At 40.0% G+C, this 14,874-nt stretch carries 14 protein-coding genes; 9 read left to right on the plus strand and 5 right to left on the minus strand.

All coding sequences use genetic code 11. The features are described 5' to 3' along the window. Nucleotides 1–16: 16 nt before the first annotated feature. A complete protein-coding gene (locus tag E0709_RS00920) occupies nucleotides 17–208 on the minus strand; it encodes a hypothetical protein (RefSeq protein WP_132299637.1) in 192 nt (63 codons plus the stop codon). A gap of 122 nt (nucleotides 209–330) precedes the next feature. Between E0709_RS00920 and E0709_RS00925 the strand changes: the two genes are divergently transcribed. Continuing rightward, on the plus strand, nucleotides 331–810 hold the full coding sequence (locus E0709_RS00925) for a LysR substrate-binding domain-containing protein (protein ID WP_132299639.1): 480 nt from the start codon (nucleotides 331–333) through the stop codon (nucleotides 808–810). Between the two features lie 190 nt (nucleotides 811–1,000). Here E0709_RS00925 and ftsX read toward each other — a convergent pair whose 3' ends face one another. The 3 genes from ftsX to ftsY form a co-directional block, all read right to left on the minus strand. Continuing rightward, nucleotides 1,001–1,927, minus strand: coding sequence for a permease-like cell division protein FtsX (ftsX, locus tag E0709_RS00930; RefSeq protein ID WP_132299641.1), 927 nt, complete (start codon nucleotides 1,925–1,927; stop codon nucleotides 1,001–1,003). A gap of 79 nt (nucleotides 1,928–2,006) precedes the next feature. Continuing rightward, nucleotides 2,007–2,660: a cell division ATP-binding protein FtsE gene (gene ftsE, locus E0709_RS00935; RefSeq protein WP_132299643.1), complete on the minus strand. Its 654-nt coding sequence runs from the start codon at nucleotides 2,658–2,660 to the stop codon at nucleotides 2,007–2,009. Between the two features lie 46 nt (nucleotides 2,661–2,706). Beyond that, nucleotides 2,707–4,116, minus strand: a complete 1,410-nt coding sequence (gene ftsY, locus E0709_RS00940) for a signal recognition particle-docking protein FtsY (RefSeq protein WP_132299645.1) — start codon at nucleotides 4,114–4,116, stop codon at nucleotides 2,707–2,709. A gap of 68 nt (nucleotides 4,117–4,184) precedes the next feature. On the opposite strand from ftsY, the gene rsmD reads away from it, so the two are divergent. The 3 genes from rsmD to E0709_RS00955 all read left to right on the plus strand — a co-directional run bounded on the left by rsmD (nucleotide 4,185) and on the right by E0709_RS00955 (nucleotide 7,015). Next, nucleotides 4,185–4,781: a 16S rRNA (guanine(966)-N(2))-methyltransferase RsmD gene (gene rsmD / locus E0709_RS00945; RefSeq protein WP_132299647.1), complete on the plus strand. Its 597-nt coding sequence runs from the start codon at nucleotides 4,185–4,187 to the stop codon at nucleotides 4,779–4,781. Between the two features lie 17 nt (nucleotides 4,782–4,798). Next, nucleotides 4,799–5,587 (plus strand): Cof-type HAD-IIB family hydrolase, encoded by a 789-nt coding sequence (locus tag E0709_RS00950; protein WP_132299649.1) that lies wholly within the window; start codon nucleotides 4,799–4,801, stop codon nucleotides 5,585–5,587. Between the two features lie 195 nt (nucleotides 5,588–5,782). Then, on the plus strand, nucleotides 5,783–7,015 hold the full coding sequence (locus E0709_RS00955) for an MFS transporter (protein WP_165867189.1): 1,233 nt from the start codon (nucleotides 5,783–5,785) through the stop codon (nucleotides 7,013–7,015). Here the strand turns inward: E0709_RS00955 and E0709_RS00960 are convergent. Beyond that, nucleotides 6,999–7,958 (minus strand): helix-turn-helix transcriptional regulator, encoded by a 960-nt coding sequence (locus tag E0709_RS00960; protein WP_132299653.1) that lies wholly within the window; start codon nucleotides 7,956–7,958, stop codon nucleotides 6,999–7,001. The two genes, E0709_RS00955 and E0709_RS00960, sit on opposite strands and share 17 nt — an antisense overlap. A gap of 116 nt (nucleotides 7,959–8,074) precedes the next feature. Here E0709_RS00960 and E0709_RS00965 point away from each other — a divergent pair, with 116 nt between their 5' ends. The 5 genes from E0709_RS00965 to E0709_RS00980 are packed head-to-tail and all read left to right on the plus strand — an operon-like array spanning nucleotide 8,075 to nucleotide 14,699. Further along, nucleotides 8,075–9,808, plus strand: coding sequence for an ABC transporter ATP-binding protein (locus tag E0709_RS00965; RefSeq protein WP_207905202.1), 1,734 nt, complete (start codon nucleotides 8,075–8,077; stop codon nucleotides 9,806–9,808). Beyond that, entirely contained in the window at nucleotides 9,801–10,544 is a 744-nt protein-coding gene (locus tag E0709_RS12365) for an ABC transporter transmembrane domain-containing protein (protein ID WP_207905203.1), read from the plus strand. The genes E0709_RS00965 and E0709_RS12365 overlap by 8 nt, the downstream gene beginning before the upstream one ends. Before the next feature lie 39 nt (nucleotides 10,545–10,583). Continuing rightward, nucleotides 10,584–11,564 carry an ABC transporter ATP-binding protein gene (locus E0709_RS12370; RefSeq protein WP_207905204.1) on the plus strand — a complete coding sequence of 327 codons (981 nt, stop codon included), beginning with the start codon at nucleotides 10,584–10,586 and terminating at the stop codon, nucleotides 11,562–11,564. Nucleotides 11,565–11,594: 30 nt separating this feature from the next. After that, a complete protein-coding gene (locus E0709_RS00975) occupies nucleotides 11,595–13,673 on the plus strand; it encodes a TonB-dependent receptor (protein ID WP_132299657.1) in 2,079 nt (692 codons plus the stop codon). Between the two features lie 42 nt (nucleotides 13,674–13,715). Further along, a complete protein-coding gene (locus E0709_RS00980; protein WP_391540683.1) occupies nucleotides 13,716–14,699 on the plus strand; it encodes an ATP-binding protein in 984 nt (327 codons plus the stop codon). Nucleotides 14,700–14,874: the final 175 nt, after the last annotated feature.

Consider the following 14,874-nt stretch of genomic DNA (forward strand, 5'->3'; position numbering starts at 1 on the left):
TCACTTTCTGGTCGTTCTAATAAAAATTCACCGTATACACAAAAATCGGCATAAAGGCAAACGCCGTGGAGTGATAGCCGTTGATTGAACCTTGCCAGCCATTTGGACGTAATCCTGCATCGGTCGGTTGATTGGTAATTTCCATATATTCTTTGGTAAAGGTTTCTGTATAAGCCAAGCCCCGTGGTACATTATATCTCTCTGCCATCGCAGATACCGATTTTTTATTGATTGCCCTTTATTACCGCGAATTTACGCAATAATATCTCTTGTTAAAACTAGAATTAGACATTAACGCCAATGAATTTGACGTGATGGATCGGGGACAAAATGTGGTTATCAGAATGGGTAATCTGCCTAATTCTAAGCTTAATTAGCCGATTATTATATAAATCTTCTTGTTATTTTTATACTTCCCCTAAATATCTTGCAAGACAAGGTACTCCGACTGATTTAATGCAACTTTTGCAACATCAATGTTTATGGCTCAAACCCCTTTATCCTTATTGTTGGACGGTTTTTAGCGGTAAAAATGAGCAAAAAGTCCATATTCAAAATCCGATTATCACTAACAGTTCGGGCATGATAGCTCGTCTTGCAGCTGAAGAGGTCGGGATTGCGTTGTTACCTGAATTAATTTGTCGTCACTATGTTAAAAATGGGGAATTAGTACAAATCATACCTGATTGGCACAGCAAACCAATTCCGGTGTATGCGGTGACCACCACAAGGCTATTGACTACCAAAACAAAATGCGTTATTGATTTTTTAATGGGGGAAATTAAGGGGATAACCCTACCGAGTGATTAACACTCTGTAGGGTTATTTTTGGCAATGTTTCTATTTTGTATTGATATTGTAGGGGCGTATTGCATACGCCCTTTAATGTACACCTAAATTTTAAAGCATTTTTGCTTTGGGTTAGGGCGTATGCAATACGCCCCTACAATGACATCTCAAATATCATCAACACAGAAACGGAACATCGGCTTGTTTTTTATTATTTCCCGAGCATTTTTATATGCCGTGTTGCCGCAATCCACGCCGATGCATAACCCACAATCGAGCAAATAATCAACAAGAACGCAAATTCTGCCAAGCCTAAACCGTTTAGCTCAAATTGCACAGCAAAAATATCCGTCACATAACGCACTGCACTGGTGAAATAACCAATCACAAAGCTACTGAAAATACAAGCGACTAATGCGCCTAAAAAGCCGTAGATAATACCTGTATAAAGGAAAGGGCGTAGTACAAATTGATCGGTGGCACCGAGTAGTTTCATGACTTGAATATTCGCTTTGCTACTATATACATCGGAACGAATACTGTTACCGATCACTAAAAATACCGCTAATGTCATCAATACTGCACTAAAAATAGCCACATGAGCAATCAGCCAAGTAATTGCGGTCAGCTTTTCCAGCCAGTCATTATCCATTCTGACTTCTTCTATCCCTTTGATTTTCATCAGATTATTATGCAAATCCTGACGTTTTTCGGAACCTTGAAATTCAGCCGTTGGGTGAATCATCACTACCGCAGGTAATGGATTATCGTCCAAAATATCCAATTCTTCATTAAACCCTGACCACGCTTTAAACTCTTTTAAGCTTTCCTGACGTGACATATAATTAAGGCTTTGCACGCCATTTTGTTCACGGATTTTTTCCACCACCTTATTGGCATCATCAGCATTCAGGTTTTTATGTAAATAGACGGTTAATTCTGTTTCAGGATAGAATTTAGTGGTGGCTAAGTGGGTGTTTTTCCAAAGTAAAAAACTCACCGTAGGAATAGTTAATGACACAGCTATCACCAAAATCGTCAATAATGTGCCGTATTTTCTCAAGCAGAGATCCGCCCACACATTGCGTAAAACATAATTCATTTGCACCCAAAACGGAGCTTTTTGTATTGAACTCATAAAATTTCCTTTTTTACTCTGAGGCATTGCCCCCGTTGCTATGCAACGTTGAAATTGCTACGGAATTTTTCACCGAACTTTAACGCAAATAACCTTGTTCTAATACAAGGCAAGGTTTTGGTTTTTGTTGAATTAAGCCAATATTATGGGTCGCAATTAACACCGTCATACCCATGCGATTAAATTCTTCAAATAAGCTAAAAATATCAAAAGAAAGCGCGTTGTCGAGATTACCTGTTGGCTCATCAGCTAATAATAATTGCGGTTTATGTATCACTGCGCGGGCAATATCCACACGCTGTTGTTCACCACCTGACAAATGTAATGGCTGATGAGCTGCACGATTATAAAGTCCTACTACGTCTAACATGGCTAACGCTCGTTCTCGGGCAGTTTTGGGGTGCATGCCTGCAATAATTAATGGTAAAGCTACATTATCCACAATAGAACGATCGGGCAAAAGACGATAATCTTGATGCACCATACCAATTTGACGGCGTAAAAATGGCAATTCATAGGCAGACAGGCGAGTGATGTCGTGTCCATTAAACCAAATTTGTCCACCGTTAGCTCGTTCCATTCCCATAATAAGTTTTAACAAGGTACTTTTACCAGCCCCTGAATGCCCGGTTAAATAGGTCATACTACCTACAGGTAAATGAAAGTTAAGCCCTTGCAAAGCAGGTTGTTTACTGCCTAAATAGGCTTTGCTGACATTTTGAAAATGTATCATTTTTTATCCTTTCCGATTAATCTTCTTGTACCTATTTGATGGGTAACTATTCTTCATGGCTAAATAACGCATCAATAAATTCATTGGCATTAAACGTCCGTAAATCTTCAATTTTTTCACCGACACCAATATAGCGAATCGGCAAATTAAATTGATCGGCAATAGCAAAAATTACGCCACCTTTGGCAGTACCATCTAATTTGGTTAAGCAAATGCCGGTCAATCCCACAGCTTCATTAAACAATTTTGCCTGACTAATGGCATTCTGACCGGTGCCAGCATCAAGTGTCAGCATAATTTCATGTGGTGCGGTTTCGTCATATTTTTTCATCACTCGCACGATTTTTTTCAACTCGTCCATCAAATTATTTTTATTTTGCAACCGTCCAGCGGTGTCTGCAATCAGAATATCAATATTTTTCGCTGCCGCTGATTGCATGGCATCAAAAATCACTGATGCTGAATCAGACCCCGTGCTTTGAGCCACCACAGGAATATGATTACGTTCGCCCCACACTTGTAACTGTTCGACAGCTGCGGCACGGAATGTATCACCTGCGGCTAACATCACCGATTTGCCTTGTTGTTGGAACTGACGAGCGAGTTTACCAATGGTCGTGGTTTTTCCCACTCCGTTTACCCCCACCATTAAAATCACATAAGGTTTTTTGGCTTCGTCAATGTGCAAAGGTTGCGCCACAGGATTAAGAATCTCCGCCATTTCTTGTTTTAATTGTTGATAGAGTAAATCTGCATTTTTTAACTGTTGACGAGAGGCGTGTAATTCTAAATTTTTAATAATTTTACTGGTAGTCGGTACGCCAATATCAGCGATTAATAGCTGTTCTTCTAGTTCTTCAAACAGTTCATCGTCAATTTTCTTTCCTAAAAAGAAAGCGCGAAAACCTGATCCTATATTTTGTTTGGTTTTGACTAAACCCTTAATTAAACGGCTAAAAAATCCGCCTTCAGTGGGTTTTTCTTGGGTAATAGATAGTTCGGCAATAGCTGGTTCAACAAATTTTTCTTTTGTCGTTTCTTGTTTGAGAATTTCATCATTCACTATTTCAGAAACAGGTTCAATTTCCACCGCAGTTTTTTTGACATCTTCCTTTTGAACAGAAATTTCTGCTACAATCTGCTCGGTTTTCACTGGTTCAAGTACGGTTTCATTTTGTTCAGAAATCAACGTTGTTTCTGATTGAACAAAGTTTTCCACCACATCAAGCATATCTTCGCTTAGGGTGTCACTAACTTGTTCAATGCTTTGATCAATTTTTTCGTTCACGGCTTCAATTTTTTCTTCAATAATATCAACGATATTTTCAGATTTGTTGCCACTTGTTTGCTCAATAATTTCTACAGTTTCTTGTTGTTGTTCATCAGCATTTTCCTGCTGTTTTTTACCTAAACCCAACCATGACCAAAAACCGCCTTTTTTTTTCTCATCTGTCATAAATTCTCTCAATATCTGTTAAAATGCTAGGAAATTCGCATAGTTTATCATTTTTTATCTATATCTGTATGAAAAAATATACAAAACCTACCTCTCAACAAACAAAAGGCGAAGTTCGCATTATTGCCGGTCGTTGGCGAGGGCGAAAATTGCCAGTATTAAATTCACAAGGCTTACGCCCCACAGGGGATCGAGTGAAAGAAACGCTGTTTAATTGGTTAATGCCTTATATTGAGGATAGTTGTTGTTTAGATTGTTTTGCTGGCAGTGGTTCACTTGGTTTTGAAAGTCTATCAAGGGGAGCAAAACAGGTAACATTTGTGGAATTAGATAAAACTGTAATTAATCAATTAAAACAGAATTTAATTAGTTTAAAATGTGATGAAAAACAAGCAGATGTAATTAATCAAAATAGCCTTGAATGGTTAAAAAAAGCGCAAAAAACACCGCGCTTTGATGTGATTTTTCTTGATCCACCGTTTCATTTTGGGTTGGTTGAACAAACCATAGCATTATTAGCACAAAATAATTGGCTAGAACAAGACGCACTAATCTATATAGAAACAGAAAAAGATAAACCGTTAAATATTCCTGAAAATTGGGTTTTATTGAAACAAAAAATCACCGGTCAGGTTTGTTATCGTTTATATCAAAAAATGAATTAAAAATAAAAGGAATACTTATGTTATACCAAGCCGTATTCAGCGATATTGATGGCACATTATTAAATAGCCAACATCAAATTACCCCACGCACCGAACAGGCAATTAAAGCCATTGTCAAACAAGGCATTCCGTTTATTCCGGTTTCTGCCCGACCACCTTATGCGATTACGCCTTACACTGAGCAATTACAAACTCAGCAAGGGATGATTTGTTATAGTGGCGCATTAATTTTAGATAAAAATTTAACCGCACTTTATAGTGTGCTTATTGAGCAAAATGATCTTACTTTGCTTAATCAAATTTTAGCGGATTACGCCGATTTATCTATTAATCATTATGCTGGGTTAAACTGGTTTAGCAACGATTTAAGTAATCTTTGGACGTTACAAGAAAGCCAAATCACCGGCTTACAGGCTCAAATTGTGCCAACAGATTTAACAGACGTGCATAAAATTTTAGTGATGGGTAATGCCACTAATATTCAACAATTAGAACAAAAACTCAAACAAAATCTACCGCACTTGAGTATTCACCGCTCTAAACCTGAATACCTTGAAATTATGAATAAAGCTGCCACCAAAGCCAAAGCTATTCAATTTATGGAAAAATTATTGAACATCAATGCCGAGCAAGTGATTGCTTTTGGCGATAATTTTAATGATTTGGATATGTTGCAATATGCAGGCTTAAGTGTCGCAATGGATAATGCACCTGATGAAATTAAACAAGTGGCAAAACGGGTAACAGCCAGCAACAATGAAGATGGTATTGCGTTGGTGTTGGAAAGGGAGTTTTTACTCATTTAAGTGTTGATTTACATAGGATTTTAATTCAGTAATTTCCAATTTCGTTTTATCGGATAATACGTTGTTATCTCGTTATATTTTAATTTAGCAGAGATTTTTTCCTTAAAACATCAAATTTTGTCGCAAAAATGCTAGTCATTTGCTCGTCTTATTTCAATAATGCTTGGGTTATCAAACAACAGGATAATCTGCATTATGTCCAATCATCATTTTACAGTATTAAGCGTCAAACAAGTTTTACTGGCGATTGTGGGTATTTATACGACACAAACTATTATTACTTCACTTACCACACAAGCCTTGCCAACGTTATGGCGTGATGCAGGGGTATCGTTACAATTTATTGGGTTGACGGCTTTATTGTGGATTCCTTGGGGATTGCGTTTTCTGTGGTCACCGTTGATGGAACGTTGGCGGTTACCTGAAAACCAGCTGATACGACGATCTCGTGGTTTGATTCTGACAGGACAATGGTTGATTGTTAGCTTATTTTTGTTGATAAGTTTATTAGTCTGGTGGGGAATATTGGAATTATCGCAAAGTGCGGTGGTTTTTTTGACGATTTTACTGTTTACCGCTTTGGTAGCGGCGACAACAGATATTGCTAGTGATGGCTTTACTGTTGAGCAACTTGCTGAGCAGCAACGTGGTTGGGGTAATACGGCACAAGTAGGCAGTAGTTATCTTGGTGCGATGTTAGGTAGTGGCGGTTTTTTATTGATTTGTGTGCATTGGGATTTGGCGACGGCGTTTTTATTGTTGGCATTGATTATTTTATTGTTGAGTGTACCGATGTTTTTGTTGCGAGAACCGCCACGTTCATCTACGGCTATTCTAACTCATCGCCCTAGTCTGAAATATGCTTGGTCTCGTGCGACAATACGGATAAGTTTGGTATTGATGTTATTATCAAGCGTAGGCATTCGTTTGACCTTGGGTATGTTTGGTCCTTTTTTGATTGATAAAGGGGCGAGTTTGTCTGATGTGGGTTGGTTGTTTGGTTCACTAAATATAACAGTCGGTTTTATGGGTGCAATATTGGGTGGAATATTGGTGCAGACAAAACCATCTTGGCAAGCGGTGATCATTGCCTTAGCGATTGAATTGGTTGTGCTGTTTGCTTTAACTTTATTGGCTGATTCGGTGTCTTTAAGCATTTTAATGTTTTTAATTAGCTTGATGTTTGCTGTGTTTAGCGTGCTTTGGGTAGCGTTATATTCGGTGTTGATGAGTGTGGCTTCACCTTTGCAATCAGGTGTGGATTTTACTTTGTTTCAAAGTGCCGATGCATTATTAGCCGTGTTAGCAGGCTTGTTGGCAGGTAGTTTGGCTCAATATTTGGGTTACACCGCTTGTTTTGGTTTAGCAGCGGTTTCGGTAGTTGTGGCAATTGGGGCAATTATTTATCAAACTAAACGAGTTGCTTAGGCGATACGCCAATATGTTCACGAAATACACGGCTAAAATGACTTAAATGGGAAAAACCAACCATTGTGGCAGTATCGGTTACCGATACGCCTTGTTGTAGCAAGATGACGGCGGCCTGAATGCGTGTGTGGATTAAAAAGGCATAAACCGATTTGCCATACAAGGCTTTAAAGCCTGTTTGTAAGCGTTTTTCATTTAAACCAACCCTTGCCGCTAAATCGGCAACACACCAATCTTGAGCGTATTCTTTCTCTAATAAATAACGGGCTTGCATCAGACGTTTACGATCGCAGGGAACAGGTAAGCTAATTGTTTGTTGGCAAATATTTTCTTGTAAAAACAAGGCGATCAATTCCAAAATCTTGGCTCGACAATATAAATTTCCAATCACTTGATGTGGTGCTGTTTGCTGAAAAGATGTCAATAATTCGCTAATTCTACTTTGTAACGATAGGGAAATGGGGACGCAAGTCATCAAGGCATCAAGATGTTGTTGCTCGCCTGAATGACCGAAAATAGTGTGACTTTGCTGGCGTAATAGGCTCATCTCTACCCCGATTAAGCTCTCAATCGCAGATTTAGGAATATGGATATTTAACATACGAAAATCATGGTTTTGCTGGCTAACAAATTCATTCCAACCTTGGGTATGTTGATTACTGAGCATGAACACTGCTGAGCCAGCGTTTACATGGTAAGTTCCCCCATCATGAAATCCTGTTCGCATTTCGCCTGCTAATAAAAAACATAAATTCAAGGCTGCTTCACCTTCAGATTGAAATAACCACGGATGGCGAGATGAAGCATTGACGCTATGCAAAGTAAGATCGCGACAAGGGGAATAAATGTTTAAGCTCTGCTGCCAATCTTGTGGAATAGCTTGCAAAATGTGTTCAGGCAGCTTGGTTGGCTGTAACAGCAATGGTTTATTAAGATGGTGCATAATTTTTTCCTGAAAACATCAAGTTTTGTCTGAAAACTGTTAGTCAGCGTTTGTATTTCTCGCCACAATTCGCTTTATCTTAACACAAATAATTCGCATTTGATATGGTGAGTGCCATGTGGTCAATTCTTAACCCTGTGAAAAAACAAATTTACTTGGCTATTTTTTTAGCGGGTTTGGCTGTGTTCGCCAATTTATTGGTATTAGCAAGTTTGGCGTGGTCTGTGCAAGCCTTGTTATCTCACCCTGAGCAAATGCCTTATGCCTTGTTAAGTATTGCCTTATTAAGCACAGTGTGTGCTTATGTTTTACGGATAACGGCGTTTAACCAATCCCATTACGCTTCTTTTCGTTTAGAAAACCACTTACGCAAGCAATTAGCCGAACACTTGGCAAAAGTGCCGTTAGGTTATGTGGAAAACATGGGTTCTGGCAGTCTAGCAAAAATTTTAATGCAAGATGTCAAAGCCTTGCATATTTTTGTGGCAGACAGCACCCCACTGTATGCACGAGCCTATGTTTCTCCTGTTTTAACCTTTATGTTGTTGTGGTGGCTGGATTGGCGACTTAGTTTGGCAACCGTAGCAGTGTTATGTTTGGGCTTGTGGTTGGTGTTTAATGCTTTTTCAAGCAGTCAAGCCTTGATGCAACAATACAATCAAGCGAGTGAAAATGTATCCAAAGCAGTGGTGGAATATGTGCAAGCCATGCCTGTGGTGCGTTCATTTAGTACAGCGGAAAAATCTTTTGAACGTTATCAACATGCTTTAAACCGCTATAAACAAGTGGTGTTGCATTGGTATCGGCGTACGGGAATTTTGGCAAGACTGGCACAACTGATAGTGAGCCCTTTACCCACCTTAACCACTTTATTGTGGCTAGGTGTTTGGCTGCTTAATCAAGAAAGTTTAAACTTGCATCATTATCTGATGGTGTTGTTAATTAGTGCAGGAATGACGGAATCTTTGCTTCCTTTATCGTCGTTAAAACATTTAATCGGTAAAACCGAGATGAGTGTAAAACGTATTCAAGAAGTGCTAGCTGAACCTATATTGCCAATGACAACACAACCAAAATATCCACAAGACAATAGCGTGGTATTTGATCAGGTGGATTTTCGCTATCAGCAACACAGCCCTTTGGTTTTACAGCAAGTGAGTTTTACTTTAAAACCTAATGGTATTACGGCGATTGTTGGTGCATCGGGAGCGGGTAAAAGTACTGTTGCCAAATTAATTCCCCGTTTTTGGGACGTAACATCAGGTTCAATTCGCATTGGTGGTGTTGATGTACGTCATCTGAGCCAAGAAACCTTAATGCAGCAAGTGGCATTTGTGTTGCAAGATAATTTTCTCTTTTCAGGCAGCATTGCCGACAATATTCGCTTAGGTATGCCGAATGTGTCTGAACAAGAGATTATGCAGGCAGCCAAAGCCGCTCAAGCCCACTCATTTATTATGCAACTACCGCAAGCTTATGCGACGCCAGTGGGTGAACGTGGGGCGTTTTTATCAGGTGGACAACGCCAACGCATTACTATCGCTCGTGCTATTTTGCAAAATAAGCCCATTTTAATTTTAGATGAAGCCACGGCGTTTACCGATCCCAATAATGAAATCGCCTTGGCACAAGCCTTGTCCGCGTTAATTAAAGGCAAAACGGTGTTAATGATTGCTCATCGTTTAAACAGTATTTGTACGGCGGATCAGATTTTAGTGTTTGAAAAAGGCTACCTGAAAGAACAAGGGCAGCATCAAGATTTACTGGCGCAACATGGTATTTATGCCCATTTATGGCAGCAACAACAGCAAGTGGAAAATTGGCTTATTACGGGGGAAAATCATGGATAAACATAATACCAACATCCCCCCTTTGCGATTAATTTGGCAACAGTTGCTATGCAGTGCCGGCAGTCAAGCTCAACGCTTAAAGCAGAGTTTGCTCGCTTTACTGCTGGTGGCAATTTTGCAAGGTATTGCCTTAGGTCTATTACTGCCATTGTTGCAAACCTTGATACCGCAAGCAAATTGGGGGCAGGCTTTAGCTTATTTAATCGCGATTACCTTGTTAGCTTTGCTGAGCTTAGGCTTGCATTGGTGGGCATTAGGCTTTGATTATCAAGGCCATATGATTGAAAGCACCCATCAACTACGCACTCAATTAGGCGAACAGTTACGCCTAATCCCACTGGCACAATTACAAGATAAACGCACTGGCGAAATTCAAGCCAATTTACTGGGTAGTGTTGATGAAAATTTGCAGTATCTGATCACTGTTGCCAATCTGATTAGTCAAGCGTTAATTACGCCGATAACGGTCGCCTTGATAACGCTTTATTTTGATTGGCGAATGGGTTTGTTGTTCATGCTCACGCTGGCATTGCTACTGCCCTTATATCGGTGGTATAGCACGCATTATACGGGCGAGATGAAAGCATTAAGTGATACAGAACAACAATGCTCTGCCGATATTTTGGAATATGTACAAGGCTTAGCGGTGTTGCGTTCAAGTGCTTATGTGGGTACGCAATATCAGCAATTACAACAGCGTTTGCAACAATTAGAAGCCTTACAAATTAAAGAATGAAAACAAGGGGTTAAACCTAATCTTATTCTTGCCAGCAGTATGGAATTAGCGTTATTACTGGTATTGATAATCGGGGTTTATTGGGTTTATCAAGGTAGTTTATCGGTCGCCTTACTGGCAGCCTTGGTGCTGATATTGATACGGTTTTCCGAGCAATTGGCAAATCTGATTTTATTTAGCAAAGTGATTGAGCTAATGCAAGTGGCGTTAAACCGTATTCACGATTTTTTAGCCATTCAGCCCTTAGCTATTGCCACGCCTAATCAGCAACCGCAACAGTTTGATGTTCGCTTTGAGCAAGTCAGTTTTGGCTATACCAAGCAGTCTGTGACACTGAATAACATCAATGTTCAGTTTAAACAACATAGTCTAAATGCAATTGTTGGCGAGTCAGGCTCTGGCAAAACCAGCCTAATTCGCTTGTTAATGCGGTATGCTGATCCGCAACAAGGGCGGATTTTGATTGGTGGTGTAGATATTCGCCATATCCCTAATGAGCAGCTTAACCGCTTATTTTCCGTGGTGTTTCAAGATGTTTATTTGTTTGACGACAGCATTCTCAACAATATCCGCTTAGCAAAACCAACAGCAACAGAGCAGGAAGTGGAACAAGTCGCCAAAATGGCAAATTGTCATCAATTTATCACCGCACTTGCACAAGGCTATCACACTCAAGTAGGCGAAATTGGTTCGCAATTATCAGGTGGTGAACGGCAACGCATCAGCATTGCCCGAGCCATATTAAAAGATGCCCCGATTGTGATTTTAGATGAAGCCACGGCGTCCTTAGACAGTGAAAACCAATTAGCGATACAACAAGCCATCAATCGTTTAGTGCAACATAAAACCGTGATTGTGATTACTCATCGTTTATCTAGCATCAGCACCGCTGATCAAATTTTAGTGATAAATCAAGGGCAAATCATCGAACAAGGCACACATTCATCACTTTTGGCTCGGCAGGGTGCTTATTGCCAAATGTGGCAAAACCAACAGCAAGCCAAACATTGGCGGATTTAGTTTTTTATATCATTCTTTAGGAGAGAAACCATGCGTAACTGCAACCTTAACCCCTTAACCTTATGGGTGCTTAGTGCTTTGGCAACAGGCAGTGTTTATGCTCAAGAGCAGCAACCACAAGATGTTACCGAACTGCCACCCATTGTGGTGCAAGCCAGTAAATCCGACTTGCAGTTGGATAAAATTAACAGTGCGGTCAGTGTGGCATTGCAAGACGACTTGCACCATGCACACATCAATAACAGCGAAGAATTAAGTAAAGTCTTTCCAGAGCTGTATTTTTCCCACAGTGCCACCTTTTTATTCCCAATTATGACGGTGCGTGGGGTCACATCGGCACAAGATTTTTATAATCCCGCTTTAACGGTGTATGTGGATGGCGTACCGCAAATTTCTACCTTTGCTGCTCAATCCTTATTGAATGTGGAACAAGTGGAGTTACTCAAAGGCCCACAAGGTACGCTATACGGTAAATCCGCTCAGGGTGGGATATTAAATATCGTTAGTCAAAAACCAGATGCTACACCGCAATTTGCTGTACAAGCTGGCGTTTCCAGTCGTCATGGTTATCAACTGAGAGCGGAAGGATCTGGGGAACTGATCAAAGACTGGTTATATGGTTCAGCAACGATTGTGAATAGCGATGCTAACGGCGATATTTCTAGCCAAACAATGGGTAGAAAAGACTTAAATGGTATGCGTAACACCGCTGGCAACGTGAAATTGCGTCTTGCCCCAACAGGTAAACCGTGGGAAATCAATCTTTCCGCAGGACGTGATTGCACCACCGCCGATCAAGAGATTTACACCTTATTTGATGATTATCATCATCGCCAAGGTGTTGTGCGAGCGGATTTGCCAACCCAATATCAAGATTTTTATCAAAAACGTTGTGCCAATAGCGTGGCACTTAACGGACAATATGATTTTGATATTTGGCGGTTAAATGTGATTGCTAGTGATCAGCATGTGCATACCACACGCCGTTGGCCTTTGGACGCTTATTTCCCTGTGCAATCAGAACAGTGGAAACAAAACACCCAAGAAATCCGTTTAGCCACCAGAGAAACAGATGAACAACGCCCTTGGGATGCGGTATTCGGATTGTATCGCCAACAGGTAAAAATGGATCGCCAATATTTATTTGATATGGTGTTACCGTCTCTATATCGTTTAACCGATTCCACTTCACACAATAAAACAGAAACCTTAGCAGCCTACGGCAATCTCACTTGGCATATTACGCCACAAGCTGATATTGAAGCGGGGGCACGTTTTAGCCAAGATAAAGCCAATACCCATTTTTACGGTGCAAATTGGGCTGGCACATTTCAAGGGCAAGAGAACCGAAAACAAAATACATGGTTGGGTCATGTTGCCACAGGCTACCAATTTACGCCCAATTTACGTGCCTATGCCACCGTCAGTCAAGGTTATAAACCTTTGGGTTACAATCTTGCCCCGTCCACAATTGATGATGCCGCAGGTTTTGGGCGTGAACGTTCAATCAGTTATGAAACAGGTTTACGCTATACAGCTAATAATGTGCGTGCTAATCTTGCTGTTTATCGTATCAACACCAAAGATATTCAGCTTTATGGCGATGGCAATCAAGGTAATCAAACCCTAAGAAATGTCGGTGATGCTCGCTCTACTGGAGTTGAATTAAACACCGAATGGGATATTAACCACGCATTGAGCGTGGGTGCAGGTGGTTTTATCAACAAAGCCACATTCCGCCGTTTTGAAGATTCCAGTGCTTGCACAGGTTGCCAAGGCAATAAAGTCCCACTTACCCCGAAATACGGTTTAACCCTTTCTGCCAAAGGCAGATTTTATTGGAATAACGTGTTAATCAGCCCACAAGTCAGCTTACGCAGAGTGGGGACTCACTATTTTGATGTTGCCAATAAACTACGCCAAGATGCTTACAATTTACTTGATGCTAATATCGCCATTGCGTTCAATCCGCATATTGAGTTAATGTTATACGGACAAAATCTCACCAATAAAGCGTATAGAACCTATGGATTTACCTTTGCTGGTACAGATTATGCACAAGTGGCAACAGGCAGAACTTTGGGGGTAAATATGACTTTACGCTATTAAATTATCTATCTTTTAGGGAGCAGATCAGAGTTGGTGGATTATGTGCAAAAAGAGAAAAAGATAGGTCAAAAAAATTCTGTTTTTATTGATGAAATTCAAGAGATTAACGATTTTGAACAGGCTTTGCGTTCTTTATTATTAGACGATGAACTGGATCTTTATTGCACGGGTAGCAACGCCCATTTGCTGTCGCAAGATATTGCAGGGGCATTAAGTGGGCGAGCGATTGAAATCAACGTCCATTCGCTTTCCTACGCTGAATTTTTGCAATTTATGCAGTTGGACGACAGCGATAAATCCCTATCGTTATTTTTAAAATACGGCGGTTTGCCTTATTTAAAAGATTTGCCCTTGCAAGATAATATCGTTTTTGAATATTTACGCAATATTTATTCCACTATTGCGGTGCGAGATATTGTCAATCGCTACGCTTTGCGAAATGTGGGATTTTTAGAGCAACTCACGCAATTTTTGGCAAGTAATATCGGTAATTTATTTTCAGCCAAAAAAATAAGCGATTTTTTAAAATCACAACGCATTTCTGCCAACTCAACCCAAGTGCAAAATTATGCTGAATATCTCGCTAACGCCTTTTTAATCCATAAAGTGCCACGCTATGATATTGAAGGAAAACGCATTTTTGAAATTGGTGAAAAATATTATTTTGAAGATTTGGGCTTGCGTAATGCCTTAATCGGTTATCGTGTGCAAGATCGGGGCAAATTATTAGAAAACTGCATTTTCAATCATCTGCAAATCGCAGGGTTTGATGTCAAAATTGGTGGATTAGGCACGCAAGAAATTGATTTTGTCGCTGAAAAAAATGGCGAACGCATTTATGTTCAAGCAGCTCTTACTATTAACGAAGAAAAAACGCTAGAACGAGAGTTCGGCAATTTACTAAAAATTCAGGATAATTATCCGAAATATGTGGTAACCATGGATGAGTTTGATGGCAATAGTGAACAAGGTATTATTTGTTTAAGTTTAAGACAGTTTTTGGCGTACTTGGATAATTATGAGTAAATGGCAAGCAGGGATTGAATGATTTGAGTAGAAAGCATTTGATAATCCTTAAACTGGGGTTTGGGATATTTTGCGATATTTTGGGGGATTAGGCAAGCGTAATAAATAGTCAGGTAACATAAAACTAGGCAAACAAAAACCGCACATTTAGCGAATTAGGCAAATGTGCGGTTGT

It is taken from the genome of Lonepinella koalarum (genome assembly GCF_004565475.1).
GTDB classification, from domain to species: domain Bacteria; phylum Pseudomonadota; class Gammaproteobacteria; order Enterobacterales; family Pasteurellaceae; genus Lonepinella; species Lonepinella koalarum.

Coding starts and splice junctions, on each gene's coding strand:
- E0709_RS00975 (WP_132299657.1), top strand. CDS start 11,595: ATGCGTAACTGCAACCTTAACCCCTTAACCTTATGGGTGCTTAGTGCT.
- E0709_RS00965 (WP_207905202.1), top strand. CDS start 8,075: ATGTGGTCAATTCTTAACCCTGTGAAAAAACAAATTTACTTGGCTATT.
- E0709_RS00960 (WP_132299653.1), bottom strand. CDS start 7,958: ATGCACCATCTTAATAAACCATTGCTGTTACAGCCAACCAAGCTGCCT.
- ftsX (WP_132299641.1), bottom strand. CDS start 1,927: ATGAGTTCAATACAAAAAGCTCCGTTTTGGGTGCAAATGAATTATGTT.
- E0709_RS00920 (WP_132299637.1), bottom strand. CDS start 208: ATGGCAGAGAGATATAATGTACCACGGGGCTTGGCTTATACAGAAACC.
- ftsY (WP_132299645.1), bottom strand. CDS start 4,116: ATGACAGATGAGAAAAAAAAAGGCGGTTTTTGGTCATGGTTGGGTTTA.
- E0709_RS00925 (WP_132299639.1), top strand. CDS start 331: ATGTGGTTATCAGAATGGGTAATCTGCCTAATTCTAAGCTTAATTAGC.
- E0709_RS00955 (WP_165867189.1), top strand. CDS start 5,783: ATGTCCAATCATCATTTTACAGTATTAAGCGTCAAACAAGTTTTACTG.
- rsmD (WP_132299647.1), top strand. CDS start 4,185: ATGAAAAAATATACAAAACCTACCTCTCAACAAACAAAAGGCGAAGTT.
- ftsE (WP_132299643.1), bottom strand. CDS start 2,660: ATGATACATTTTCAAAATGTCAGCAAAGCCTATTTAGGCAGTAAACAA.
- E0709_RS00950 (WP_132299649.1), top strand. CDS start 4,799: ATGTTATACCAAGCCGTATTCAGCGATATTGATGGCACATTATTAAAT.
- E0709_RS12365 (WP_207905203.1), top strand. CDS start 9,801: ATGGATAAACATAATACCAACATCCCCCCTTTGCGATTAATTTGGCAA.
- E0709_RS12370 (WP_207905204.1), top strand. CDS start 10,584: ATGGAATTAGCGTTATTACTGGTATTGATAATCGGGGTTTATTGGGTT.